General features: G+C 63.5%; 20 protein-coding genes. 14 read left to right on the top strand and 6 right to left on the bottom strand.

The genetic code is table 11. The features are described from left to right. Positions 1–123: 123 nt before the first annotated feature. The 3 genes from PQQ96_RS08750 to dacB all read right to left on the bottom strand — a co-directional run bounded on the left by PQQ96_RS08750 (position 124) and on the right by dacB (position 4,273). Positions 124–1,371, bottom strand: coding sequence for an SGNH/GDSL hydrolase family protein (locus PQQ96_RS08750; RefSeq protein ID WP_408290850.1), 1,248 nt, complete (start codon positions 1,369–1,371; stop codon positions 124–126). Between the two features lie 94 nt (positions 1,372–1,465). Continuing rightward, positions 1,466–2,416, bottom strand: a complete 951-nt coding sequence (locus tag PQQ96_RS08745) for a sterol desaturase family protein (protein WP_408290848.1) — start codon at positions 2,414–2,416, stop codon at positions 1,466–1,468. Between the two features lie 195 nt (positions 2,417–2,611). After that, on the bottom strand, positions 2,612–4,273 hold the full coding sequence (gene dacB / locus PQQ96_RS08740) for a D-alanyl-D-alanine carboxypeptidase/D-alanyl-D-alanine endopeptidase (RefSeq protein ID WP_408290846.1): 1,662 nt from the start codon (positions 4,271–4,273) through the stop codon (positions 2,612–2,614). A gap of 213 nt (positions 4,274–4,486) precedes the next feature. Between dacB and PQQ96_RS08735 the strand changes: the two genes are divergently transcribed. The 6 genes from PQQ96_RS08735 (at position 4,487) to PQQ96_RS08710 (ending at position 10,224) form a co-directional block, all read left to right on the top strand. Beyond that, positions 4,487–5,149, top strand: coding sequence for a response regulator (locus PQQ96_RS08735; RefSeq protein WP_408290844.1), 663 nt, complete (start codon positions 4,487–4,489; stop codon positions 5,147–5,149). Positions 5,150–5,153: 4 nt separating this feature from the next. Further along, entirely contained in the window at positions 5,154–6,455 is a 1,302-nt protein-coding gene (locus tag PQQ96_RS08730) for an ATP-binding protein (protein ID WP_408290842.1), read from the top strand. 168 nt (positions 6,456–6,623) lie between these two features. Then, positions 6,624–8,141, top strand: a complete 1,518-nt coding sequence (locus tag PQQ96_RS08725) for a DegQ family serine endoprotease (protein ID WP_408290840.1) — start codon at positions 6,624–6,626, stop codon at positions 8,139–8,141. A 235-nt stretch (positions 8,142–8,376) separates the two neighbouring features. Continuing rightward, positions 8,377–8,874 (top strand): carboxypeptidase regulatory-like domain-containing protein, encoded by a 498-nt coding sequence (locus PQQ96_RS08720; RefSeq protein ID WP_408290838.1) that lies wholly within the window; start codon positions 8,377–8,379, stop codon positions 8,872–8,874. 163 nt (positions 8,875–9,037) lie between these two features. Beyond that, the gene (locus PQQ96_RS08715) at positions 9,038–9,430 is read left to right on the top strand and encodes a DUF427 domain-containing protein (protein ID WP_408290837.1); all 393 of its coding nucleotides are present in this window, start codon (positions 9,038–9,040) and stop codon (positions 9,428–9,430) included. 32 nt (positions 9,431–9,462) lie between these two features. Next, on the top strand, positions 9,463–10,224 hold the full coding sequence (locus tag PQQ96_RS08710) for an SRPBCC family protein (protein WP_408290835.1): 762 nt from the start codon (positions 9,463–9,465) through the stop codon (positions 10,222–10,224). A gap of 138 nt (positions 10,225–10,362) precedes the next feature. Here PQQ96_RS08710 and PQQ96_RS08705 read toward each other — a convergent pair whose 3' ends face one another. Beyond that, positions 10,363–11,358: a helix-turn-helix domain-containing protein gene (locus PQQ96_RS08705; RefSeq protein WP_408290833.1), complete on the bottom strand. Its 996-nt coding sequence runs from the start codon at positions 11,356–11,358 to the stop codon at positions 10,363–10,365. Positions 11,359–11,537: 179 nt separating this feature from the next. Between PQQ96_RS08705 and PQQ96_RS08700 the strand changes: the two genes are divergently transcribed. Further along, the gene (locus tag PQQ96_RS08700; protein ID WP_408290832.1) at positions 11,538–12,170 is read left to right on the top strand and encodes a cysteine hydrolase family protein; all 633 of its coding nucleotides are present in this window, start codon (positions 11,538–11,540) and stop codon (positions 12,168–12,170) included. Between the two features lie 49 nt (positions 12,171–12,219). On the opposite strand, the gene PQQ96_RS08695 is transcribed toward PQQ96_RS08700, so the two are convergent. Then, complete coding sequence (locus PQQ96_RS08695; protein ID WP_408290858.1) at positions 12,220–12,855, bottom strand: TetR family transcriptional regulator; 636 nt, start codon at positions 12,853–12,855, stop codon at positions 12,220–12,222. A 429-nt stretch (positions 12,856–13,284) separates the two neighbouring features. Between PQQ96_RS08695 and PQQ96_RS08690 the strand changes: the two genes are divergently transcribed. From PQQ96_RS08690 to PQQ96_RS08680, 3 genes are read left to right on the top strand one after another with little or no spacing between them, the layout of a single operon-like run. Next, on the top strand, positions 13,285–14,517 hold the full coding sequence (locus tag PQQ96_RS08690) for an efflux RND transporter periplasmic adaptor subunit (protein WP_408290830.1): 1,233 nt from the start codon (positions 13,285–13,287) through the stop codon (positions 14,515–14,517). Positions 14,518–14,535: 18 nt separating this feature from the next. Next, positions 14,536–17,745, top strand: coding sequence for an efflux RND transporter permease subunit (locus PQQ96_RS08685; protein WP_408290828.1), 3,210 nt, complete (start codon positions 14,536–14,538; stop codon positions 17,743–17,745). 1 nt (position 17,746) lies between these two features. Beyond that, a complete protein-coding gene (locus PQQ96_RS08680) occupies positions 17,747–19,264 on the top strand; it encodes an efflux transporter outer membrane subunit (RefSeq protein ID WP_408290826.1) in 1,518 nt (505 codons plus the stop codon). Positions 19,265–19,483: 219 nt separating this feature from the next. On the opposite strand, the gene PQQ96_RS08675 is transcribed toward PQQ96_RS08680, so the two are convergent. Further along, complete coding sequence (locus tag PQQ96_RS08675; RefSeq protein ID WP_408290824.1) at positions 19,484–20,896, bottom strand: nucleobase:cation symporter-2 family protein; 1,413 nt, start codon at positions 20,894–20,896, stop codon at positions 19,484–19,486. A 1-nt stretch (position 20,897) separates the two neighbouring features. On the opposite strand from PQQ96_RS08675, the gene PQQ96_RS08670 reads away from it, so the two are divergent. From PQQ96_RS08670 to fghA, 4 genes are all read left to right on the top strand, one after another. Next, positions 20,898–21,122: a prephenate dehydrogenase gene (locus PQQ96_RS08670; protein WP_408290822.1), complete on the top strand. Its 225-nt coding sequence runs from the start codon at positions 20,898–20,900 to the stop codon at positions 21,120–21,122. 210 nt (positions 21,123–21,332) lie between these two features. Next, entirely contained in the window at positions 21,333–22,922 is a 1,590-nt protein-coding gene (locus PQQ96_RS08665) for a xylulokinase (protein WP_408290820.1), read from the top strand. Positions 22,923–23,161: 239 nt separating this feature from the next. Beyond that, positions 23,162–24,268: an S-(hydroxymethyl)glutathione dehydrogenase/class III alcohol dehydrogenase gene (locus PQQ96_RS08660; protein WP_054034374.1), complete on the top strand. Its 1,107-nt coding sequence runs from the start codon at positions 23,162–23,164 to the stop codon at positions 24,266–24,268. A gap of 35 nt (positions 24,269–24,303) precedes the next feature. After that, positions 24,304–25,155: an S-formylglutathione hydrolase gene (gene fghA / locus PQQ96_RS08655; protein ID WP_408290818.1), complete on the top strand. Its 852-nt coding sequence runs from the start codon at positions 24,304–24,306 to the stop codon at positions 25,153–25,155. Positions 25,156–25,203: the final 48 nt, after the last annotated feature.

Genomic DNA, 25,203 nt, shown 5'->3' with positions numbered 1-25,203 from the left:
GGCATACAGACAACAAGCGCCGCACAGGCAACAAAAAACGTCCTGGCAACAAAAAACGCCCAGCTTGACCAGCAAGCCAGGCGTCCCCAGGATTCACATCCTCTTGCCGCTACGCGGCCAACCTCACTTCCCTAAGCCCGTCGCAGCGATCTGCTGCTGGACGAACTGCGCGAACAAGGCATGCATGTGCGTGCTCGGGTGCACCAGGTCCGCGAACATATAGGTCTGATCAGCGCCAGCCACCGTGTAAGTCTGCGGTGAGCAGAACAACGACGAACCAAACTGGGAGCCATACTGCGCCGGCGTCAGCCCGTTCGTTGCGCTCGGATTGGCGGTAGCGTACGCGGTTGCATTAGCCACCATCGACGTCAGGTTACACGCCGTGCCGGTGTTGGACACCGTGAACCCCAGCGCCTGGTAGTTCGGCAACTGCTGATCCAGCCACGTGAACGCATCGGCCACGATGACCTTGCCCGTACCCAGCAGACCGAGGGACGTCAGGCTCTGGACCAGCATACCGTTATACGCCGCGGTAATCCCCGACAGCAGTGCAGCCGTGCCAGGCGCGGCTGCGTTGGCCTGGACGCCTTGCGGCGTACTGCCGATGTCCGGCACTGTCGACACCACCACGTGGGTCGCACCCGAGTTGACCATGGTCTGGACCTGCGCGGCGAGCTGGGCGGCGGCCTGCGCGATCTGGGGAGTGGGCAGCTGCTGCAGGTAGCCGGCGATGAACTCTACCTGGCCTGCCGGCGTGTTCGGGAGCAAGCCTTTGCCCACAAGCACCGGGTATTGCGTCTGTAGCGCGGTGCCAAGCGCCGTCAGATTGGCAGCAGTCGAGAACTGGAAGATGTCGTTCGCACCGCCGTTCACCAGCACGAGCTGATTCCCGTTGAAGCTGGTATGCGCGCTCAGGTAGTTTGCCACCTGAGTCACCACCGGCACCGTCGTCGCCGCCATGTTGTTCGGCGCCCAACCTTCGCCTTGGGCGTTGACGACGTCCGAGCCGCCTTGCGCGTAGCCATACCCGCCCGTTGCGACCAGCGGTTGACCGAAGCCACCCTGATACGCGGCGGTCAACGTGCCGCCGTAGTACTCCGCAACTTTCTGCGTCCACACTTCACCCGGGTTGGTCGTGAAGCGGCCACCGCCGAAGTTCGCCTGAATCACCGGCGCGTACGTACCAACGTCCGACAGGCTGTCGCCGAACGACACGACCTGCAAGTTCACGCCGCCCGCGGGCGTGCTGCTGCTCGAGTTGTTACTGCTGCTGCCGCCGCCGCAAGCCGCAAGCAGTGCAAACGCGGCACTGGCGATGGCGATCTGCGTGACGCGTACGACACTGCGCTTCTTCGAAGTTATTTGATTCATGTTGACTACATCTCCTCGTATGGGTGGCCCTGATGCCATGTGTTGCAGGCAGCGCCCACCGCGTCGGCGGCGTGACGACAGCTTACAGAATCTTCTACGGCCTGCGCGGTGTTTGAAACGCAGCCGTATGCTTTTCTTCAATGCCTGTATCGCTGCCGGATGGCGCGACACGTGCACTCGCGCTGACGGCGCGGCGCGCATGATAATCCGCAGCCCATGCAGGCGGTGCGAACAGCGCGCGCAACTTGTTGCGCCAGCCTCGCACGCTCACGAAATCGGCGGCCATTGACGCCCATTCGTGAAACGTCGCCTTCAGCGGGTTGTAGGTGTGAAGTGGTTCGACGATGCCGTACACCGGCGCGTCGTGTGGATCTTCCTCGACATAGCTGCCGAACAGGCAATCCCAGATCACCAGCACGCCGGCATAGTTACGGTCGATATAGCGGTCGTTGCGCGCGTGATGCACGCGATGAATCGACGGCGTGTTGAACACGTATTCGAGCCAGCCGAGCTTGCCGATCGCCTGGGTATGCACGAAAAACTGGAAGCCGAGGTTGATCAGCACGATGGCGACAATCTGCTTCGGCGGAAAGCCAAGCACGGCGAGCGGAATCCAGAACAGCCACATGCCGGCAATCGGATACATCAGGCTCTGGCGGAATGCGGTCGAAAAATTCATCCGCTCCGACGAGTGATGCACGACATGCGCGGCCCACAGCCAGCGCACGCGGTGGCTGCAGCGGTGAAACACGTAATAGAGCAGATCCTGAGCGACAAACAGCACGACGAACGACACCCAGTTCGCCTGCCACGTGGTCACGCGATAGTGGTCGTAGAAAAAGGCATAGACGGGGATGATCGCGAGCCACGCGAGCTTGTCGGCGGCCTGCTGCATCAGCGCGAGCGCGGCGTTGCAGAACGTGTCGCGCCAGCTATAGAGCTGCGCGCCGGGGCGCGTGCGCCGCAGGTGCCACGCCTCCCACCCAATGCATGCGAGAAAGACTGGCGCCATGGCGAGCAGCAGCAATTCAGCATCGAATTGCATGGTGTCTTCCTCCGTGGTCCCTGGCCGCTGCGCTTGCCGCCGCGGACGTTGTCGTTATCGTTTGAACGGACCACGCTTCTGTAACGAATGCGCGGCTCGTGCGCTACGCATTTCGTTTTACGCGCGCCTCAAACACTGCCCGACAGCGTACACGCTTGGGCGCGTTGCGGCGCGTGGGTTCTATAGAAGGAATACTCAATGGCCCTTACGCTTGTGCGGGTTTTTCCTGGGCTTGGTGGCGCGCGGTTCGGTGACGGAGTCGGAGACCTTCGTGAATCCTTGCGACGGTCCCTGATAGACCCATTCGAGCAGGGCGTCGTGGGCGGCGCGCGCGGCTTCCGAATGCGGGTCGTTGATCAGGCTTACGACCACGTAGCTGTTCCCATCCGCCGAGGCCACATAACCGGCGATCGCACGCACATCGCGCAAGGTACCGGTCTTGATGTGCGCATTGCCGCCCGCGCCCTGGTTGGTCAAGCGGTTGCGCATCGTGCCGTCGACGCCGGCGATCGGCAGCGATTCCACAAACACCTGGGCGACCGGGCTTGCATTGGCCCGCTGCAGCAGATCGGCGAGCGAGAGCGCGGTGATGTGCTCGTCGCGCGACAGACCCGAGCCGTTGTCGAGCGTCAGGTATTGCATGTCGACGCTGTCACGGCGCAGAAACGCCTCGATGGCGCGTGCCGATTTCGCGGGCGTGGCGGGCGGCTTCTCTTCCGTCGCGCCGATCGTCAGGAACAGGTTGCGCGCCATCGTATTGTTACTGAACTTGTTGATGTCGCGAACGATGTCGGACAGCACCGGCCCCTCGTGCGTGGCGACGAGGCGCGCGCCGACCGGCACTGGGCCTTCGCGGGTTGCGCCGCTGAAGGTGCCGCCGGTCTGTTGCCACAGCGCGAGGAAGCCGCCCGCGAAGAACGCGGTGTGATCGAGCACCGCCACGTTGATCGTGCGCGGGCCGCAGCGTACCGAGTAGTCGCCGTTGAACGACGCCACCACCGTGCCATTGGGCTGCGGCGTGACGGTGGGCGAGACGGAGGCAGCATCGCCGCGGCATGGGCCATTGACGGCGTGCATCTGATTGTCGATCTGCAACTGCGAGAGGGCGGGCAGCACGTCGATTGCGACGGTGCCATCCGGAGAAGGCGTCAGCGTGAACGACAGCGATTTGAACGCATACAGCAGCGGATCGGGGCCGACGTTGTACGGCGCGGTGGCGTCGTCGTCGAATGGCGGCAGATCGCGCGTGGAGGTGTCGAAGTAGCGCTTGTCGAGCACCAGCGCGCCGTCGACGCCGGTGATGCCCGACTTGTGGATCTTCTGCACGAGGTCGATCAGTTCTTCGGGCACGAGTTTCGGATCGCCCGTGCCCTGAATGTACAGATTGCCGTGCAGGACGCCGTTGGCGTCAACTGTGCCGTCGGCGTAGGCATTCGTGCGCCAGCGATAGTCCGGGCCGAGGATCGACAGACCGGAGTAAGTGGTGACGAGCTTCATGGTCGAGGCGGGCATCATCGGCTTGCCGGCATTCAGTGCGACGATCGGCGTGCGGTCGCCGACTTTTTCGACCACCACACTGATCGACGACAAGGGCACGTGCGCACGCTGCAGGCCGATCATCACCGGTTGCGGCAACACCGTGGTGACGTTGACGCTCGGATGCGTGGCCTTGACGCGCGCTTGCGCGGTGAGCGGCAGCGCTACGCCGCAGCCGAGCGCGGCGCAGGCAAGCAGTAAGGTCGCCGTGCGCGGCGCGAAGCGGCGAGGTCCGGCGTCAACGGAAGCAGGGGAGCGTGGACGCAGCGCCACACGGCGTGCGAGAGGAGACAAAAAAGCGGGCAAAAAAGCGTGCGTCATGGACAGGCAAAGAAGCAAGATTTCGGGGCGCGGTGGCGCGCGGCAATCCAGAGTGTGTCGAAGCGCGCGACGCGCGGAAAACCGCGGCGCGACGCAAAGCGCCCATTGTAGAGACATGCCGTGAGACTGCGGTGAAAAAGCGTCGCGTGGCGCGCACGTCGGGGCCGGGCGCTAGAATGCGGCATCATCAAATGTTTCAGGACCGACCCAACCATGCGCATATTGCTAGTCGAAGACGACCGGATGATCGCCGAAGGTGTGCGCAAGGCGCTACGCGGCGAAGGCTTCGCGGTCGACTGGGTGGAAGACGGCGACTCCGCGCTCAGCGCGGCGACCGGTCAACCTTACGATCTGGTGCTGCTCGATCTCGGCCTGCCCAAACGCGACGGCCTCGACGTGTTGCGCACGCTGCGCGCCAAAGGCCACGCGATTCCCGTGCTGATCGTGACCGCGCGCGATGCGGTCGCCGATCGCGTCAAAGGCCTCGACGCCGGCGCCGACGATTACCTTGTCAAACCTTTCGATCTCGACGAACTCGGCGCCCGCATGCGCGCGCTGATCCGCCGCCAATCGGGTCGCAGCGATTCGACGATTCGCCACGGCAATCTGACGCTCGATCCGGCCTCGCACCAGGTCACGCTCGACGGCTCGCTGGTCGCGTTGTCGGCGCGCGAATTCGCCCTGCTCGAAGCGTTGATCGCACGGCCCGGCGCGGTGCTCTCGAAGAGTCAACTCGAAGAAAAAATGTACGGGTGGGGCGAGGAGATCGGCAGCAATACCGTCGAGGTCTACATTCACGCCCTGCGCAAGAAGCTCGGCGCGGACCTGATCCGCAACGTTCGCGGTCTTGGCTACATGATCGCGAAGGACGCCTGAGCCGATGCGTTCGATTCGCCGTCAATTGCTGTTCTGGCTGCTGGCGCTGGTGTTGCTTGGCGTCGGCATTGCGGGTTGGCTGATCTACCGGCAAGCGCTTGCCGAAGCCAACGAACTGTTCGATTACCAGTTGGAGCAGATCGCCGCGGCGCTGCCGTCGGAACCGTTCTCGCAGGTGCTCGGTTCGCGCGACACCGGCGACGAAGGCATCGTGCTGCAAATCTGGAATCGCAACGGCGTGTTGATGTACTACTCGCGACCGCGTGCGCCGCTCGCGCCGCGCGCCGAACTCGGTTTTTCGACCGAGCATACGGATCGTGGCGATTGGCGCGTCTATGGCGCGATCGTGGGCGATAACGTCGTGCAGCTGGCGCAGCCGGTTTCGGTCCGTAACCGGCTCGCGGCGAATGTCGCGTTGCGCACCCTGTGGCCGTTGATCGTTCTGCTGCCGCTATTGGGCCTCGCGGTGTGGGTGGTCGTTGGGCGCGGACTGCGGCCGTTGCGGCGCGTGACCAGCGCGCTCGACGCACGTCATCCCGAGGCGCTCGATCCGTTGCCCGATCAGCGTTTGCCGCTCGAAGTACAGCCGCTCGTACGTGCGTTGAACGGCCTGCTCGAACGGCTCGCCACCGCGCTGGACATTCAGAAAGCATTTGTCGCCGATGCCGCGCACGAATTGCGCACACCACTCGCCGCCGTGCAGATCCAAACGCAACTGGTGGCCCGCGCGAAAGACGACGCCACTCGCAGCGAAGCGCTGGCCGATCTGCAAGCGGGCGTCACGCGCGCCACGCGTCTCGCCGAGCAATTGCTGGCGCTCGCGCGTTCGGAACCGGACGGTCTCGCAGCCACCAACGCGATCGATCTACGCGCGCTGCTGCAGGACTGCGTAGTGGCGTACGCGCCGCTTGCGCAGAATCGCGGTGTCGATCTCGGTGTCGAGGCGAGCGAACCCGCTACGGTGACCGGCGACGCCGACGCGCTGCGTGTCATGTTCAACAACCTGGTTGATAACGCAACCAAATACACGCCGCGGGGTGGCCGCGTCGACGTCAGTCTGCATATCGACGAAGGGCACCCCGTGGTGCGGATTGCCGACAGTGGGCCGGGCATCGAGCCGGCTGAACGCGATCGCGTGTTCGATCGCTTCTACCGGGCCGGCGCCGGCGCGAACCGCGCGCGCACCGACGTGGCGGGCAGCGGTCTCGGCCTCGCGATCGTGCGCCGCATTGCGATGCAGCACCACGCGGCGGTAACGCTCGACGAATCACCTGCGGGTGGTCTGCTGGTCGAAGTGCGCTTCTGACTGTGAAGCTTTCTGTTCGTAAAGTGGCTCGAACGCGGCTCAAACACAGCTTAAACGAGGCTTAAAAGCACGCGTGAAGCGATCTGGCGCTGCTTAAGACTCTTTTAAGCGATGCCACGTACGCTTCATCACATTCCAAAGCCTCTTTCTCCCAGTCAGGAGTACACGATGAACGCGAAAACCTTGTCCCGCAGCGCTGTTGCAGTGGCTGTCGCCGTGGCGCTCTCCGCCGGCTATGTGGCGGGGCATCGCGACGTGCCCGCGCCGCAGGTGATCACGCCGGCGCAGGCCGCGATGATGCCTGCTGAAGCCGCCGCGAAAACCGGCATTCCTGATTTCTCGGGTCTGGTCGAAACCTACGGCCCGGCTGTCGTCAACATCAGCGCGAAGCATGTGGTCAAGCAGACTGCATTGCGCGGCAACGGTGGCAATAGCGCCAACAGCGGCAACCAGTTGCCGATCGATCCGAGCGATCCCTTCTATCAGTTCTACAAGCACTTCTTCGGCGGCATGCCGGGTATGCAAGGCGGCGACGGCGGCGATGCGCCCGATCAGCCGAGCGCGAGCCTTGGCTCGGGATTCATCGTCAGCAGTGACGGCTACATCCTGACCAATGCCCACGTGGTGGACGGCGCGAATGTCGTCACCGTGAAGCTCACCGACAAGCGCGAATTCAAGGCGAAAGTGGTCGGCGCCGACAAGCAGTCCGACGTCGCCGTGCTGAAGATCGACGCGAGCAACTTGCCGACTGTGAAGATCGGCGATCCGCGTCAGAGCAAGGTCGGCCAGTGGGTGGTCGCGATCGGCTCGCCTTACGGTTTCGACAATACGGTGACCTCGGGCATCATCAGCGCTAAGTCGCGCTCGCTGCCGAACGAAAACTACACGCCGTTCATCCAGACCGACGTGCCGGTGAACCCGGGTAACTCGGGCGGCCCGCTGTTCAATCTGCAAGGCGAAGTGATTGGCATCAACTCGATGATCTATTCGCAGACGGGCGGCTTCCAGGGCCTTTCGTTCGCGATCCCGATCAATGAGGCAATCAAGGTCAAGGACGACCTCGTCAAGACCGGCCATGTGAGCCGCGGACGTCTCGGCGTCGCGGTGCAGGGCATGAACCAGACACTGGCCGATTCGTTCGGCATGCAGAAGCCGCAAGGCGCGCTCGTCAGCTCGGTCGATCCGGGCGGCCCGGCCGCCAAGGGCGGTCTGCAACCGGGCGACGTGATTCTGTCGGTGAACGGTGAGCCGGTTAGCGACTCGTCGGATCTGCCGTCGCAAGTCGCGGGTCTCGCGCCGGGCAGCAAGGCCACCGTGCAGGTTTGGCGCGATAAGGCCACCAAGGACCTGACGGTGACGATCGGTTCGTTGTCGGATGCGAAGGTGGCGTCGGACAAGACCGATCAGCCGACCCAGTTGCAAGGCCGCCTCGGTGTGGCAGTGCGGCCGCTGACGCCGGAAGAGAAGAGCAGCGCGTCGGTGTCGCATGGTCTGCTGGTGCAGCAATCGGGTGGCGCGGCTGAAAACGCCGGCATCGAGCCGGGCGACGTGATTCTGGCGGTCAACGGCCGGCCGGTCACGAGCGTCGATCAGTTGAAGCAGATGATCGCCGGAGCGGGCAACAGCATCGCGTTACTGATCCAGCGCGATAACGCGCAGATCTTCGTGCCGGTCGATCTCGGCTAAGCACAAATTGAATGCATTGAAGTAACGCGTGCCGGTCCTTGCACTTACTGCCGACGGACCGGCATTTTTTTCACCCGTTTCAATGCCGTGAGGCAGGGCGCTCTGCGCCGCGTGGCGTGGCGCAGCAGCGGTTTCCAAACGACGCAAACCGGGCTTGGCATGCAGGTTGCGTCTACCTTGATCCGGACCCACCGAGGGACGCCGGACGATAAGGGCCTTAAGAAGGAGCGAACCGATGAAAACCCAACGCAATCAGCGAAGGATCGTAGCCGCTGCGGTATGCGCAGCGCTCACGCTCGGTCTGGCGGGCGGCGCGTATGCGCAGCAGGCGGGCCAGGCAACAGGCGGCACGACTACGGACAGCAGCAGCGCAGGCAATGCCAATGGCGGCGGTATGCCGCAAATTCAGCATAAGGGCGACGTCTCGTTCGTGTCCGGCGGCGTCGGTCTTGACGAATCCACGGCGCTAAAGAATGCGGAAAGCCAGTGGCCGCTGTCGATGCGCTTCACCGGCCCCGGCTCCGATTTTCTCGCCGACGTCCACGTGCGGATCGTCGACGCGCACGATGGCGATGTGCTGACCGCCACCTCGCGCGGCCCGTATATGCTGGTCAAACTGCGCCCGGGCCGCTATACGGTGCACGCGCAATACGAGAGTCACGACCAGACCAAGTCGGTGACCGTCCCGGCCAAGGGGACGGCCAAGGCGGCGTTCTACTGGAATACACAATAAACGTTTCGCCTCCTTGAGTGGCGCCGGGCGAGACGCCCCGGCGGTATTCAGGAAGGCCGCGCAATCGGCAGAAGTTTGGCCGATAATGAAGCCACGGGTACCCCCGTGGCTTTACTATTTGCATGACCGCATAGCGAGCGACACCACACCCCGGAGCCGAGACATGAGCGATGCCCCGACACCCCACGGACACCCCGGCGCAGGCACGGGTGGGCACACCATCGCGATCAGCGGCAACCATCACCGGGTGCGAGTGATTCATGGCGGCGTGACCATGGCCGATACCACGTCGGGGCTCACCCTGACGGAAACCGGTCTGGCGGACGTGTTCTATTTCCCGCGTGGGGACGTCAACATGGCGCGCCTCGAACGCTCAACACATACTTCGCACTGCCCGTTCAAGGGCGAGGCTTCCTACTTTCACCTGCGCACCGAAGACGGCCTGGTCGAAAACGCCGTCTGGAGCTATGAGACGCCACTCGAGCCGGCGGTAAGAATAAAAGGGTATCTCGCGTTTTACGCATCGCGCGTCGACCGCATCGATCAGACGTCCTGACCGGCTGTCGCGCGTTCATCGGGGAGGCTGCCATGGAAGTAAACGACGCGTTACGGATTCCGCTAGCGCCATCCGACGTTTGGGACGCGTTGCAGGACCTCGCCTTGTTGCGTGCCAGCCTCGACAACTGCGAGTCGTTTACACGGCTTAGCCACGGAGAATATGCGCTTGCCATGACGGTGCCGCTCGGGCCGCTGCGCGCGCGTTACGAAGCGCGCGCCCATGTAGCCGGGCAGGATTCCGGACCGGCGGACGCGCAGCGCCGCACCATCAACTTCAAGGCGCGAGCCGAGGGTATCGGCGCGTTGCGCGGACAGATCGAAATGAGATTGCGCGCCGACGATGGCTCGCATGGCATCGGCAGGGAGCGGGGCACGCGGATCGATTACACGATCTGGGCGACCTCGTCCGGGCCGCTCGCCGAACTGCCAACGCGCCAGCTCGAAAACGCGTTGCATCAACTGGCCGACGATTTTTTCGACGAGTTCGGCGCGGTCGTTCGCGCCAAGCATGGGCAAGGGCCGAACCGCGCACGCGGTCCGGCGACGCGTCGCCAGCATGTGTTTCTGCGGCCGATCACGCTCGGCGGCATGGCGCGGCGGACCCGCTCGGATCATGGCAATGCGCTGACCGGGCGGGCGGCCAGCGCGTCGCATGGGGCATCCCACGGTGTGTCGCATGGGGTCTCGCATCATGAGTCCGGTCCGCATGTGGTCCCGAACTGGGCATGGGCGGCGATGATTTTTCTGGTGGCGCTGCTGTTGTATGTGGCGCGCTGGATTAGCGAACACTGACGGCCTGGCCTGACCAGGCGCAGCGCTGTCGTGCCAGCGCGACTACGAAATCCTGGTGGATGACTACGAAACGCCGTCTGCCACACGGCGTTTGCACCCCCTGGAACCTTTATCCGCTCGGGCCCGCCTCACCCGCGCTCACATGCCGCGAAACTCCCGCCGCCATGCGGACGGCGAGGTGCGGAACGCCTCCGCGAAATGTTGCCGTAGCGAGGCAGTCGAGCCGAAACCCGCAATCCCCGCAATCGCTTCCACCGACTCATCCGAGCTTTCCAGCAGTTGCTGCGCGCGGGCGAGCCGCTGCGTCAGCAGCCATGCGCCGACGGTCGTGCCGGTCGCGAGCCTGAAGCGCCGCGTAAAAGTGCGGCGGCTCATCAATGCGCGCTCGGCGAGCGTATCGAGCGTATGCGGCGCGTCCAGATTCCCACTCACCCACTCGAGCAGACAGGACAGGCGGTCGCCGCGTACGTTCGGCGCGACCGGTTGCTGAATGTATTGTGCCTGGCCACCCTGCCGATGCGGCGGGACCACCAGGCGGCGCGCGACATAGTTCGCCGCCTGCGCGCCGCACATCTTGCGCAGCACATGCAGGCAGCAGTCCAGGCCGGCGGCGGTGCCGGCCGAGGTCAGCACGTTGCCGTCGTCGACATAGAGCACGTCGGGATCGAGCCGCACGCGCGGATAGAGGCGCGCGAAATCGTCCGCACACGCCCAATGGGTCGACGCCGGCCGGTCGTCGAGAATGCCGGCGGCGGCCAGTACGAAGGCGCCGAGGCACAGTCCGACGAGCTGGGCACCGCGTGCATGGGCGGCGCGCAGTGCGTCGAGCAGGGCGGCGGGTGGCGTCTCGTTCGGATCGCGCCAGCTCGGCACGATGATCGTGTTCGCGTCGGCGAGTGCTTCGAGTCCATGCGTGACGGCGATCGAGAAGCCGGCGGTGGTGGTCAGGGCGCCGCGCTCGGCAGCACAGACGCGAAAGTCGAAATCGGGCAAGCCGCTGTCGCTGCGGTCCTCGCCGAACACCACACACGGCACCGAGAGATGGAACGGGCTGATGCCGTCGAACGCGACGACCGCGACGACGTGGCGGGGCGCGTCGCCGCGCGCCGCAGTGGAGGAGGTGGGGGTAGCCATCAGTCGCAGCCGCCTATGAATTCAACGATGATCCAACGATGGCCCGATTCTAGCGAAGATTGTCATTCGGGTCGCTATCGGCGAATCGTCGGCTGACGAACAATGCAGTCATCGCCGCTGCCTATGCAGCGCCCGCCCCGGGCCACGCAGCGCGCGCTTTATCTGACAGGAGTCTTGCCATGACTACACCGCGCCGTGCGCTGATCGTGATCGACGTGCAGAACGAATACGTGACGGGCGATCTGCCGATCGAATATCCGGATGTGCAAACCTCGCTGGCGAATGTCGGCCGCGCGATGGACGCGGCGCGCGCCGCCGGCGTGCCGGTGGTGGTGGTGCAGCATTTCTCGTCGCCTAACTCGCCGGTGTTCGCGCGCGGCAGCGAAGGCGCCGAGCTGCATCCGGTGGTGGGCGAGCGGGCACACGATCACTATATTGAGAAGTCGATGGCGAGCGCCTTTACCGGCACGGACCTCGCCGACTGGCTGGCCGCGCAGCAGATCGACACGCTGACGGTGGTCGGTTACATGTCGCACAACTGCGATGCGTCGACGATCAACCACGCATACCATGCGGGGTTTGCCGTCGAATTTCTGCACGACGCAACCGGTTCGCTGCCCTATGAGAACAGCGCGGGCTTTGCGAGCGCGCAGGAGATTCATCGGGTCTTCAGCGTGGTCCTGCAGTCGAACTTCGCGGCGGTGGCGAGTACGGAGCAGTGGATCGCGGCGGTGCAGGGTGGGGCGCCGCTCGCGCGCGGCGATATCTACACGTCGAATCAGACGGCGCGGGCGCGCCGGGTTGCCGCGTAAGTATCTGGCTAGTCTGACCGGGTAATCGAGGGCGGCCGGCGCTGCCCGATTACCGAGTGCGCAACGCCGGACTGAGCCGCAGCGTATCGAACATCCCTTCGACCATCTGCTCCGCATGCTTGCCGAAATCGGTCGCCTCCGGCAGAAACAGCATGTCGCGCAGCGAGCCGCTCACGAACGCATGCACCATTGCCGCTGCGATCCGGGTGTCGAGATCGGCCGGCAGTTGCCCTTTGGAGATCGCATTGCGCAGACCGCCTTCGATCTTCTTGAGCCCTTCGCGCATATTGGTCTGATAGCGGACCATCACCGGCCCCATCTCCTCGACCAGCTCGCACTTCAGAAAGAGGATGTCGAACACCCGCCGGCGACGCGGGTCGTTGGCGGTGTCTCGCAGGCAGACCGTGCAGATTTCCATCAGGCGCCCAAGTGGGTCGGGCTCATTGGGGTTTTGCGAGGCCGCCTTGAGTTCGTCCAGCGGCAGTAGCACGCGGTCGAACATTTCGGTAAACAGATCGCTTTTGTGCGCGAAATGCCAATAGATTGCGCCGCGCGTGACGCCGGCAGCCTGCGCGATGTCGGCGAGCGATGTGCGCGATACGCCCTTCTCGAAGAAAACCTGCTCGGCCGCGTCGAGAATGCTGTTGCGCGTCTCCTGCGCCTCTTCTTTGGTTCTTCTGACCATATGGGTGTGACCTGCCCTGATTGTGGGGTTTTCCCGGGCGCTTTTAAGTGCGCTCGATGACAATCTGTCTGCGGTTAAGCTAATTTTGAACCGATCTTGCAGGCCCCCCCGCCTGCAAAGATGTAAACGCACTTTTACATGCATTCATGGATGTATATATAATAGCATCCCACGATCGGATAGCCCAAGCCGTGACGACCGGTTAATATCCGTCACTGTTGCCTTTCAGAAAGCTCTTGCGTCGTGCCCGGATGGGCGGCGCCGTGCGGCATTTCCCGGTATGGCGCATTTCGCTCAGGATGCCCCTGCAGGTGCGGTTTGCATCCACGGGCTTCCGGTCTAGCGTCGCAAGACGCATGTGTGCGCTGTCGTCCCCGGGGTAGGGATGCGCGCACTTTTTCATTCTCAGTCTTTGACAGAGGTCGCTCCATGCGCGTCGAACGGGTTCCATTCCGCTTAATCAGTGCCGCGACGGCTGCCGTATTGCTGGCAGCGTGCGGACCAAAACAATCTGCCCCGCCGCAACAAACGCCCGAAGTTGGCGTCGTTACCGTCCAGCCGACGGCTGTGCCCGTCGTTACCGAATTGCCGGGCCGCACCAGTGCTTTCCTTGTCGCGCAAGTGCGTGCACGGGTCGACGGCATCGTGCTGCGCCGCGAATTCACCGAAGGCGACCAGGTCAAGGCCGGCCAGCGTCTGTACAAGATCGATCCGGCACCCTACATCGCCGCGCTGAACAGCGCGAAGGCAACGCTGGCGAAGGCGCAGGCCAACCTCGCGACGACCACTGCGCAAGCCAACCGCTACAAGGTGCTGGTTGCCGCGAACGCGGTCAGCAAGCAGGACTACGACAACGCGGTGGCCGCTGAAGGCCAGGCTGCGGCTGACGTCGCCGCCGGCAAGGCAGCGGTCGATACGGCGCAGATCAACCTCGGCTACACCGACGTGACCTCGCCGGTGACCGGCCAGATCGGCATCTCTCAAGTCACGCCTGGCGCTTATGTGCAGGCGAGCGCCGCCACGCTGATGTCCACGGTCCAGCAACTCGATCCGGTCTACGTGGACCTGACGCAATCGAGCCTCGACGGTCTGAAGCTGCGCCGCGAAGTGCAGGAAGGGCGTCTGAAGACGACCGGCCCGGATGCAGCCAAGGTCTCGCTGATTCTCGAAGACGGCCGCACCTACTCGGAAAAGGGCAAGCTGCAGTTCACCGACGTGACGGTTGACCAGGGCACCGGCTCCGTGACGGTTCGCGCGATCTTCAAGAACGCGGACAAGGTCCTGCTGCCGGGGATGTTCGTGCGCGCCAAGATCGAGGAAGGCGTCAACGACAACGCGCTCGTCGTGCCGCAAGTCGGCATCACGCATGACCAGAAGGGTCAGCCGACCGCGCTGGTCGTCGGCGATGACAACAAGGTTGTGCTGCGCCAACTCGTTACGTCGGGCACTTACGGTTCGAACTGGGTGGTCGAGAGTGGCCTGAAGGCCGGCGACCGCGTGATTGTCCAGGGCACCGACAAGGCGCATCCGGGGCAGCAGGTCAAGGCCGTTGCCGCGCAACTTCCCGCCACACCCGCTTCCGACGCATCCGCTCAGGGTGCGCCGGCCGCCAGCGGTGCTACGCAGACGGCGCAACCCGCTTCTGCTGCATCGGGCGCGTAATAACAGGGAGCCCGCCACATGGCAAAGTTCTTTATTGATCGCCCGATTTTTGCATGGGTGATCGCCATTATTCTGATGCTCGCGGGTATCGCGTCGGTCTTTACGTTGCCGATCGCGCAATACCCGACCATCGCGCCGCCGGCCGTGCAGATCAGCGCAACGTACCCGGGCGCATCGGCGAAGACGGTGGAAAACACCGTCACGCAGGTGATCGAGCAGCAGATGAGTGGTCTCGACCACTTGCTGTATCTGTCGTCCACTTCGGACGACTCGGGTACGGCAACCATTACGCTGACGTTCGCAGCCGGCACCAATCCTGACATTGCGCAGGTGCAGGTGCAGAACAAGCTGCAGCTCGCCACGCCGCTGTTGCCGCAAGCCGTGCAGCAGTTGGGCACCAAGGTCACAAAGTCGAGCAGCAGCTTCTTGCTGGTGATGGCGTTCGTGTCCGAAGACGGCAGCATGAACAAGTACGACCTGGCGAACTACGTCGCGTCGAACGTTGAAGACCCGGTCAGCCGGATCGACGGTGTGGGTACGGTGACGCTGTTCGGCTCGCAGTACGCGATGCGGATCTGGCTTGACGCCAACAAGCTGACCAACTTCGGCCTCACGCCGGTGGATGTGCAGACGGCCTTGCAGGCGCAGAACGTGCAGGTCGCGGGCGGCTCGCTCGGCGGCACGCCGTCGGTGCCGGGCCAGGTGCTGCAGGCCACCATTACGGAAGCCACGCTGCTGAACACGCCTGAACAGTTCGGCAACATTCTGTTGAAGGTGAATCCGGACGGCTCGCAGGTGCGCATCAAGGACGTTGGGCGTATCGAGCTCGGTGGCGAAAACTACAACTTCGACACCAAGTACAACGGCGCGCCGACGGCGGGCTTCGGTATTCAGCTCGCGACCGGCGCCAACGCACTGGCTACCGCCAAGGCAGTACGCGCGAAGATCGACGAACTGTCGAAGTACTTCCCGCACGGCCTCGTCGTGAAGTATCCGTACGACACCACGCCGTTCGTGCGTCTGTCGATCGAAGAAGTGGTCAAGACGCTGCTCGAAGGTATCGTGCTGGTGTTCCTGGTCATGTACCTGTTCCTGCAGAATCTGCGCGCTACGCTGATCCCGACGATCGCCGTGCCGGTGGTGCTGCTGGGCACCTTCGCGATCATGGGTCTGGTGGGCTTCTCGATCAACACGCTGTCCATGTTCGGGCTCGTGCTGGCGATCGGCTTGCTGGTGGACGATGCAATCGTGGTGGTGGAAAACGTCGAGCGGGTGATGGCGGAGGAGGGTCTATCGCCTCGAGATGCCACCCGTAAGGCGATGGACCAGATTACCGGCGCGCTGGTCGGCGTGGCGCTCGTGCTGTCGGCGGTGTTCGTGCCGGTGGCGTTCTCGGGCGGTTCGGTCGGGGCCATTTACCGGCAGTTCTCGCTGACGATCGTGGCGGCGATGGTGCTGTCCGTGCTGGTCGCGTTGATTCTGACGCCGGCGCTGTGCGCGACGATCCTCAAGCCGATTCCGAAGGGTCATCACGAAGTCAAGAAGGGCTTCTTCGGCTGGTTCAACCGGACCTTCGAAACGAGCCGCGACAAGTATCACTCGGGCGTTCACCACGTGATCAAGCGCTCGGGCCGTTGGCTGATCATCTATATGGTGGTGATCCTCGCGGTCGGCTTGCTGTTCGTGAAGTTGCCGAAGTCGTTCCTGCCTGACGAAGACCAGGGCACGATGTTCGTGCTGGTGCAAACGCCGTCCGGCTCGACGCAGGAAACCACGGCGCACGCGCTGAAAGACGTTTCCGACTACCTGCTCAACGACGAGAAGAGCATTGTCGAATCGACTTTCACGGTGAACGGCTTCAGCTTCGCCGGTCGCGGCCAGAACGCGGGTCTTGTGTTCGTGCGGATGAAGGATTACGCGGAACGTCAGCATTCGAACCAGAAGGTTCAGGCGCTGGTTGGCCGACTCTTCATGCACTTCTCGAGCTACAAGAACGCGCTGGTGTATCCGGTGAATCCGCCGTCGATTCCTGAACTCGGCACGGCCGCGGGCTTCGACTTCGAACTGCAGGATCGCGCGGGTGTCGGTCACGAAAAGCTGATGCAGGCACGCAATATGTTGCTGGGCATGGCGGCGAAAGATCCGACGCTGGCTCAGGTGCGTCCGAACGGCCTGAACGATACGCCGCAGTTCACCGTGAACATCGATCACGAGAAGGCTTCCGCGCTCGGCGTTTCGCTGGCGGCGATCGACCAGACGTTCTCGATCGCATGGGCGTCGCAGTACGTGAACAACTTCCTCGATACCGACGGCCGGATCAAGAAGGTGTATCTGCAAGGCGACGCACAGTTCCGGATGAACCCGGAAGACCTGAACGCCTGGTACGTGCGCAATACGGCTGGCGGCATGGTGCCGTTCTCGTCGTTCGCCAGCGGTACGTGGTCCTATGGTTCGCCGAAGCTCGAGCGCTACAACGGTATTTCTGCGGTGGAAATCCAGGGCGCGGCTGCACCGGGCAAGTCGACCGGCCAGGCCATGACGGCGATGGAAGCACTCGTGGCGAAGCTGCCGGCGGGTATCGGCTACGAATGGACGGGCTTGTCGTTGCAGGAACGCCAGTCCGGTTCGCAGGCGCCGATTCTGTACGGCATCTCGATCCTCGTCGTGTTCCTCTGTCTCGCGGCGCTGTATGAAAGCTGGTCGATCCCGTTCTCGGTGATCATGGTGGTGCCGCTCGGCGTGATCGGCGCACTGCTGGCCGCGACGCTGCGCGGGCTCGAGAACGACGTGTTCTTCCAGGTGGGTCTGTTGACCACGGTGGGGCTGTCGGCGAAGAACGCGATTCTGATCGTGGAATTCGCCCGCGAGCTGCAGCAGGGTGAAGGGATGGGCCCAGTCGAGGCCGCGCTGGAAGCCGCGCGTCTGCGGTTGCGTCCGATTCTGATGACCTCGCTCGCGTTCATTCTCGGCGTGATGCCGCTCGCGATCAGTAACGGCGCGGGTTCGGCCAGCCAGCACGCAATCGGTACCGGCGTGATCGGCGGGATGTTGACGGCGACCTTCCTCGCGATTTTCATGATCCCGATGTTCTTCGTCGTGATCCGCGCGAAGTTCGGCGGCGAGAAGGAAGACCCGGATGAGGCGCTCGCACACTACAACCAGCACCATCCGCATGACGGCCAAGGTGGTGGGTCGGCTGATCAAGGCTCGGGCAAGGACGGACATTGAGATGCAAAAACACTCTTTGATAGCAGTGGCGGTTGCGCTGTTCGCCGCGGGTTGCACGATGGCGCCGAAGTACCAGCGCCCGGCGGAACCCGTGACGGCGACCTTCCCGGCCGGCGGCGTGTACGACACGCAACCGGGCGCGGCCGGTGCCGCGCGTACCGCGAGCGGTCAGGCGGCGGCCGATATCGGCTGGCGTGATTTCTTCGCCGACGCGCGTTTGCAGCGGCTGATCGAAATCGCGCTGAAGAACAACCGCGATCTGCGCGTGTCGGTCCTGAATATTCAGGCATCGCAGGCGCAGTACCAGATCGCTCGCGCGGCGCTGTTCCCGACGCTGAATGCCGCGGGGTCGCAAAGCAAACAGCGCACGCCGCGGGACTTGTCGTCCACGCCCATGACGGTCACGAACACCTATTCGGTGGGTCTGAACGCCTCCTGGGAAATCGACTTCTTCGGGCGGATTCAAAGCCTGAAGGATCAGGCGTTGGCGCAGTATCTGGCGACCGCTCAGGCGCGCAAGGCTGCGGAAATCGCGTTGGTCTCGCAGGTGGCCAATCAGTACATGACGGTGCTCGAGGTGGACGATCTGCTGAAGGTCACGCAGAACACACTGAAGACCGCTCAGGAGTCATACCGCATCGCCAAACTGCAGTTCGACAACGGCACGGGTTCGGAACTGGATCTGCGGCAATCGGAAACGGTGGTCGACCAGGCGCAGGCTAACCTGCAGTCGCAGGCGCGTTTGCGGGCTCAGGCGGATAACGCGCTCGTGCTGCTGCTCGGCGAGCCGTTGCCGGACGATCTGCCGCCGGGCATGACGTTGGACAACCAGAATCTCCTGACGGATATTCCGGCGGGTCTGCCATCCGATCTGCTGACGCGTCGTCCGGACATCATGGAGGCCGAGGAGAATCTGCTCGCGGCCAACGCGAACATCGGCGCGGCGCGCGCAGCGTTCTTCCCGAAGGTCTCGCTGACCGGCAGTTTCGGCACGCTGAGCCCGTCGCTCGGCGGTCTGTTCAAGCCGGGTTCGGCGGCATGGAGCTTCGCGCCGTCCATCACCTTGCCGATCTTCGAAGGCGGCCAGAACAAGGCTAACCTCGACCTCGCCACGGTGCAGAAGAACATCCAGATCGCCACGTATGAAAAGGCGATCCAGACGGCCTTCCGCGAAGTGGCGGACGGATTGGCGGCACGCGGCACGTACGATCAGCAGATCGCGGCGCTCGAGCGTAATACCTTTGCCGAACAGCGCCGGCTGGATCTGTCGGACCTGCGTTACAAGAACGGTGTCGACAGCTATCTGTCGGTGCTGACCGCGCAAACCGATCTGTATGCGTCGCAGCAGTTGCTGGTGACCGCGCGCATGCAGCGCCTCCAGAACCTGGTCTTGTTGTATCAGGCACTCGGCGGCGGCTGGATCGAACGGGACGGCGAGCAGCCGCGTCCGGCCGATGCGCCGGTCAATTACGGTGCGGCGAGCGCACCGGTGGCGGCTTCGGCAGCGACCGCGGGTTGAGTCTGTGGACTGAGTCGACGGGTTACGCCGGCTCCGGTTCGGTAACAAGCGGCGCGCAGGAGGGTTTCAGTGTCAAGGAAACCGTCCTGCAGAGCCGGAAATAAAAAAACGCCACGGCATGCTGTGGCGTTTTTTTTGATGCCCAACTCAAACTCAGCTCAACCCAGAACTCGCGCTCAGCGCGATCTCTGTCGCGCGGCGCGGGTTCCGGGCAGATGCTCAGTGCACATCTGCGGCACGCAGCATCTCGTCGCCGCCCTTCGGGTCATTGCCGCCGCGTCCATCGAAATCATGGCCGGCCTTGCGAATTTCGCACTGCGCCTTCTTCTCGCTCTTCACACCGTTGAAGATCAGGTTCAGCACGACCGCCGACACCGACGCCAGCAAGATCCCGCTATGCAGCAGCGGCGACAGCGCCGGCGGCAGCTTCGAGAAGAATTGCGGCGACACCACCGGCACCAGACCCATACCGATACTCACCGCGACGATGAACAGGTTGTGATGGTTCTTCACGAAGTCGACCTTGGCCAGAACCTTGATGCCGTTCGCCGCCACCATGCCGAACATCACGATGCCCGCGCCGCCCAGCACGAAGGCCGGCACCGAAGCAACCACTTGCGCCATCTTCGGGAACAGGCCCAGCAGCACCAGGATCACGCCGCCCATTGCGCAGACAAACCGGCTCTTCACACCCGTCACGCCGATCAGGCCGACGTTCTGCGAGAACGAGGTATGCGGGAACGAGTTGAAGATGCCGCCGATCAGCGTGCCCAGACCGTCGACGCGCAGACCGCGCACCAGCGTCTTCTGATCCACCGGACGATCGACCATGTCGCCGACCGCGAGGAACATGCCGGTCGATTCGATGAAGGTGACGAACATCACGGTGACCATCGTTGCGATTGCGAGCGGATCGAAATGCGGCAGGCCGAAGTGGAACGGCATCACGATGCCGACCCACGGTGCGTGCGTGACGCCGTCCATGTTCACGCGGCCGAGCGCCAGTGCGATGATGAAACCCGCCACGATGCCGAGCAGCACCGAGATATTGGCGAGGAAGCCCTTGGCGAACTTGTTGATCAACAGAATCAGCATCAGCACCAACAGCGACAGACCAAGATAGATCGGGTTGCCGTATTCAGGATTGCCGACGCCGCCGGCTGCCCAGTTGATGCCCACTTCCATCAGCGAGAGGCCGATCACCGAGATCACCACACCGATCACCACCGGTGGGAAAAAGCGCAGCAGCTTGCCGACCATCGGCGCGAGGAGGATGCCGATGACACCGGCCGCGATCGTCGAACCGAAGATATCGAGAATACCGAGCGAAGGATTCGTGCCGATTGCGACCATCGGACCGACAGCCGCGAACGTGCAGCCCATGATGACCGGCAGACGGATGCCGAAGATCCACAGACCGAGGGTCTGAATCAGCGTGGCGATGCCGCAGGAAAACAGATCGGCGCTGATCAGGAACGCGATCTGGTCTTTCGGCAGTTTGAGCGCCGCACCGATGATCAGCGGCACCGCAACTGCGCCTGCGTACATCACCAAAACGTGCTGAATGCCGAGCGTCAGCAACTGGCCCGCGGGCAGTCGCTCGTCGCACGGGTGAACCGTGTTCGATTGCATTTTGTCTCTCTCCACCATCTCGTTTTGGGATGGCTCCAAGGTATGCGGAACGATAAAGCGCAACAAGACCACTGGGGCCTATTCCGGCATTCCCGGTGACGATATGCGTGAAGCGCGTTTGAAAGCTAAAAGAAATGGACGCGCCGCACAAATCGGCGGCAAGCCCTATGCAGCGGGGAGGCGTTTGCGTGCGCTGCGCGGCGTCGCCTCAGGTGATATGTGTTAAAAACAATGGGGTGTATCTCGCTGTGCGCATAGTGCTGTTTTCGTCCAGCGGCCCGTTTGACGGGGTTAACCCGCAAATTGAGGGTTTTCACTTAGGCTGCCGCGCGACTGCCGGCGCGTCTCGAAAGCCTGCCTTGGAAGATGGAAAATACAGCGCTATTCGCACCTTCCGTGTGCGTTTTCCCAAGCCTCATTAGATGTTCTATCGCTCATGACTTTTCTTGGCATCGACCTCGGCACTGGCTCCCTCAAAGTAGCAATCGTCGACGAAAACGGCCGCGAGCAGGCCGCGGCGAGTGTCCCGTATGCGCTCGAAACGCCGCTTCGCGGATGGGCCGAAATCTCGGTGCAAACCTGGTGGCGCGCGCTTTGCGAAGCGGCGGCGCGTTTGCCTGAGGATTTGCGCCGCGAGGTGCAGGCAATCGGTTTCTCCGGGCAGATGCACGGTGTTGTTCTGATCGACGCCGAGGGCGAAGCCGTGCGCCCGGCGATGCTCTGGCCCGACACGCGTGCATTGGGTCTGCTCGATCAGTGGCCCGAGCCGCAGCCGAATCCGGTTGCGCCCGGCATGGCGGGTCCCTTGCTGCGTTGGATCGTGCAGAACGAACCGGAGTCTGCGCGCAAGACGCGTTGGGCGCTGCAACCGAAAGATTGGCTGCGTGTCGCGCTGGGCGGCGTGATCGCAACCGATCCTTCTGACGCCTGCGCGACCGCGCTCGCCGATCCCGCTGGCGTATGGGATCAGGCGCTGCTTGAGCGGCTCCAGTTGCCGCGTGAATGGTTTGCGCCGCTCGCGCCTTCGTATGCGGCGGGTGGCATTCTGTCGCCGAAAGCCGCACATGCGCTCGGTCTGCGCGCCGGCATCGTGCTCGCGATCGGTGCCGCCGATACGCCATGCGCGGCACTCGGCAGTGGTCTCGCGAGCGACGGCGACGCCTTGCTCACCACCGGCACCGGTGGACAAATTGTCGTGCTCGCCGGGCACGCACCGCAAGCGGTAAGGGGACTGCATCGCTATCGGGCCGCGAGCGATCACTGGTATCGGATGGCGGCGATGCAAAACGTCGGCGTCGCGCTCGAACGCGTGCGCGGCTGGCTGTCGTATGAATGGGCCGATGCCTATCGTGATGCGTTCGGCGATGCGTCGAGCGCCACATCCAGCAATGCATCCGGCCGTGCCTCAGGCAAGGTATCGGGTGGCGCGTTCGGCGGTGCGTCGAGCGCGGCGACCGGCAATGCCTCCGGCAGTCTCGCCCGCAACGAATCGGATGGTGCCCTTGGCGATACAACAGCCGCTATCGCCAGTGCCGTAGCCGGCCTGACCTTCCTGCCCTACCTCACCGGCGAGCGCACCCCCTGGCTCAACCCCGCCGCACGCGGCGGCTGGCTTGGCCTCGCGCTTGACCACACGCGCGGCACGATGATGCGCGCCGCATTCGAGGGCGTCGCGTTCTCGCTGCGCGCCGGGCTCGACGCGATCCGTGCAAGCGGCGCGACGGTGACGACATTGAAACTCGCCGGCGGTGGTTCAGTCGATGCGCGCTGGCGGCAGTTGCTCGCCGATGCGCTGAACGTCGAGCTGTACGCCGTGGATTGTCCCAACGCGGCGCCGCGCGGCGCGGCTATCCTGGGTGGGCTGGCGAGCGGACATTGGCACGCGAGCGACCTCGCCGCGCTTGCGCCCGGCGCGACGCGCGTTGCCGGGCCGCAAGGCGATGCGGCGCTCGCCGAACGTTACGCGCGTTTTCTCGATCTGTATGGACGCGTCGAATCATGGTTCGGCGAAACGCCGCTCCGGTAACCGAAGCGATGTCAGCTATGGACAATGCTGCGACGTACTTTGCAATACCATTACGGCTTTCGCACGCTAAGGTATAGGCCGGCAAATGATGGCGGCTGAGGATGGCGGACGAGCGCAACGCCGTTCGTCGACACCCTGGCACACACATTCACTGCAGTAACCCAACCGCGACCACGGCACGCCGCGCGATATTTCACCGCGACGCGCCGGGCATTCACAGACTCACAGGAGCATTCACGATGAAAACCAAAGCAGCCATCGCATGGAAAGCCGGGGCACCGTTGACGATCGAAGAAGTCGATCTGGAAGGCCCGCGTGCCGGTGAAGTCCTGATCGAAGTGAAAGCGACGGGCATCTGCCACACCGACTACTACACGCTGTCGGGCGCCGATCCGGAAGGCATCTTTCCGGCGATTCTCGGCCACGAAGGCGCGGGTGTGATCGTCGATGTCGGCCCGGGCGTGGGCACGTTGAAGAAGGGCGACCACGTCATTCCGCTCTACACGCCGGAATGCCGTCAGTGCAAATTCTGTCTGTCGCGCAAGACCAATCTTTGCCAGGCGATCCGTTCGACGCAAGGCAGGGGTCTGATGCCCGATGCGACCTCGCGTTTCTCTCTGGATGGCAAGCCGCTGTTTCACTACATGGGCACGTCCACGTTTTCGAACTACATCGTCGTGCCGGAAATCGCGGTGGCGAAGGTGCGTGAAGATGCACCGTTCGACAAGATCTGCTACATCGGCTGCGGCGTGACGACGGGCGTGGGTGCAGTCGTGTATTCGGCGAAGGTCGAAGCAGGCGCGAACGTGGTCGTGTTCGGTCTTGGCGGGATCGGGCTGAATGTGATCCAGGGCGCGAAGATGGTGGGCGCGGACAAGATCATCGGCGTTGACATCAATCCGGGCCGCGTGGAACTGGCGAAGAAGTTCGGCATGACGCACTTCATCAACCCGAACGAAGTCGAGAACGTGGTCGATCACATCGTGCAGCTCACCGATGGCGGCGCGGACTACTCGTTTGAATGTATCGGCAACACCAAGGTGATGCGTCAAGCGCTGGAGTGTACGCACAAGGGCTGGGGCCAGTCGTTCATCATCGGCGTGGCGGCGGCGGGCGAGGAAATCAGCACGCGTCCGTTCCAGCTGGTGACGGGCCGCGAGTGGAAGGGCTCGGCATTCGGCGGTGCACGCGGCCGTACGGACGTGCCGAAGATCGTCGACTGGTACATGGAAGGCAAGATCAACATCGACGACCTGATCACGCACCGTCTGCCGCTCGAGCGCATCAACGAAGGCTTCGATCTGATGAAGAAGGGCGAGTCGATCCGCTCCGTCGTGCTGTACTAACACGGCACTGAGCTAACACAGAAAGGAGCGTCGCGATGCTTGAACTCTTGTCGTCGCATGCCTGCCATGGCGGCGAGCAGCGGATCTACCGGCACGACTCGCAGACCATCGGTCTGCCGATGCGCTTCTCGGTGTATCTGCCGCCGCAGGCCTTGCAGACCAATGCGAATGTGCCCGCGCTGTTCTATCTCGCGGGTCTGACCTGCACGGAAGAAACCTTTCCGATCAAGGCGGGCGCGCAGCGCTTCGCGGCACAGCATGGCATCGCGCTGATCGCGCCGGATACCAGTCCGCGCGGCGCGGGCGTGCCGGGCGAAAGCGCGGCGTGGGACTTCGGTGTGGGCGCGGGCTTTTACATCAACGCGACGCAGCAGCCGTGGGCGAAGCACTATCGGATGTACTCGTATGTGCGCGATGAACTGCGCGAAACGGTGCTCGCGAATCTGCCGGTGGACGGTGCGCGTCTGGGCATCTTCGGGCACTCGATGGGCGGGCATGGCGCGTTGATGCTGGCGCTGCGCAATCCGGAGATCTATCGGTCGGTGTCGGCGTTCGCGCCGATCGCCGCGCCGTCACAGTGTCCGTGGGGCGTGAAGGCGTTCAGCGGGTATCTGGGTGAAGACCGTGAAGCGTGGCGGCAGTATGACTCGAGCGAGTTGGTCGCCCACGCATCGCGCAAGTTCGCGCAAGGGATTCTGGTCGATCAGGGGCTGGCGGATCAGTTCCTCGCCGAGCAGTTGAACCCGGATGTGTTCGAAGCGGCCTGCAAGGCCGCGGGACAGCCGTTGACGTTGCGTCGTCATGCAGGTTACGACCACGGGTATTACTTCATCTCGACGTTCATCGAGGATCATCTCGCGCATCACGCGAAGGTGCTGCTGGGTTGACATTCGCCGGAGCGATGACGGTGGCACGTAGTGTGTCGCCGCCATCTC

The sequence above is a fragment of the Paraburkholderia sediminicola genome (genome assembly GCF_046027825.1).
In the GTDB taxonomy this organism is placed as follows: Bacteria; Pseudomonadota; Gammaproteobacteria; order Burkholderiales; family Burkholderiaceae; genus Paraburkholderia; species Paraburkholderia sediminicola_D.
The sequence above is the reverse complement of the archived record's forward strand: the minus strand, read 5'-3'. Positions and strand labels throughout refer to the sequence as shown.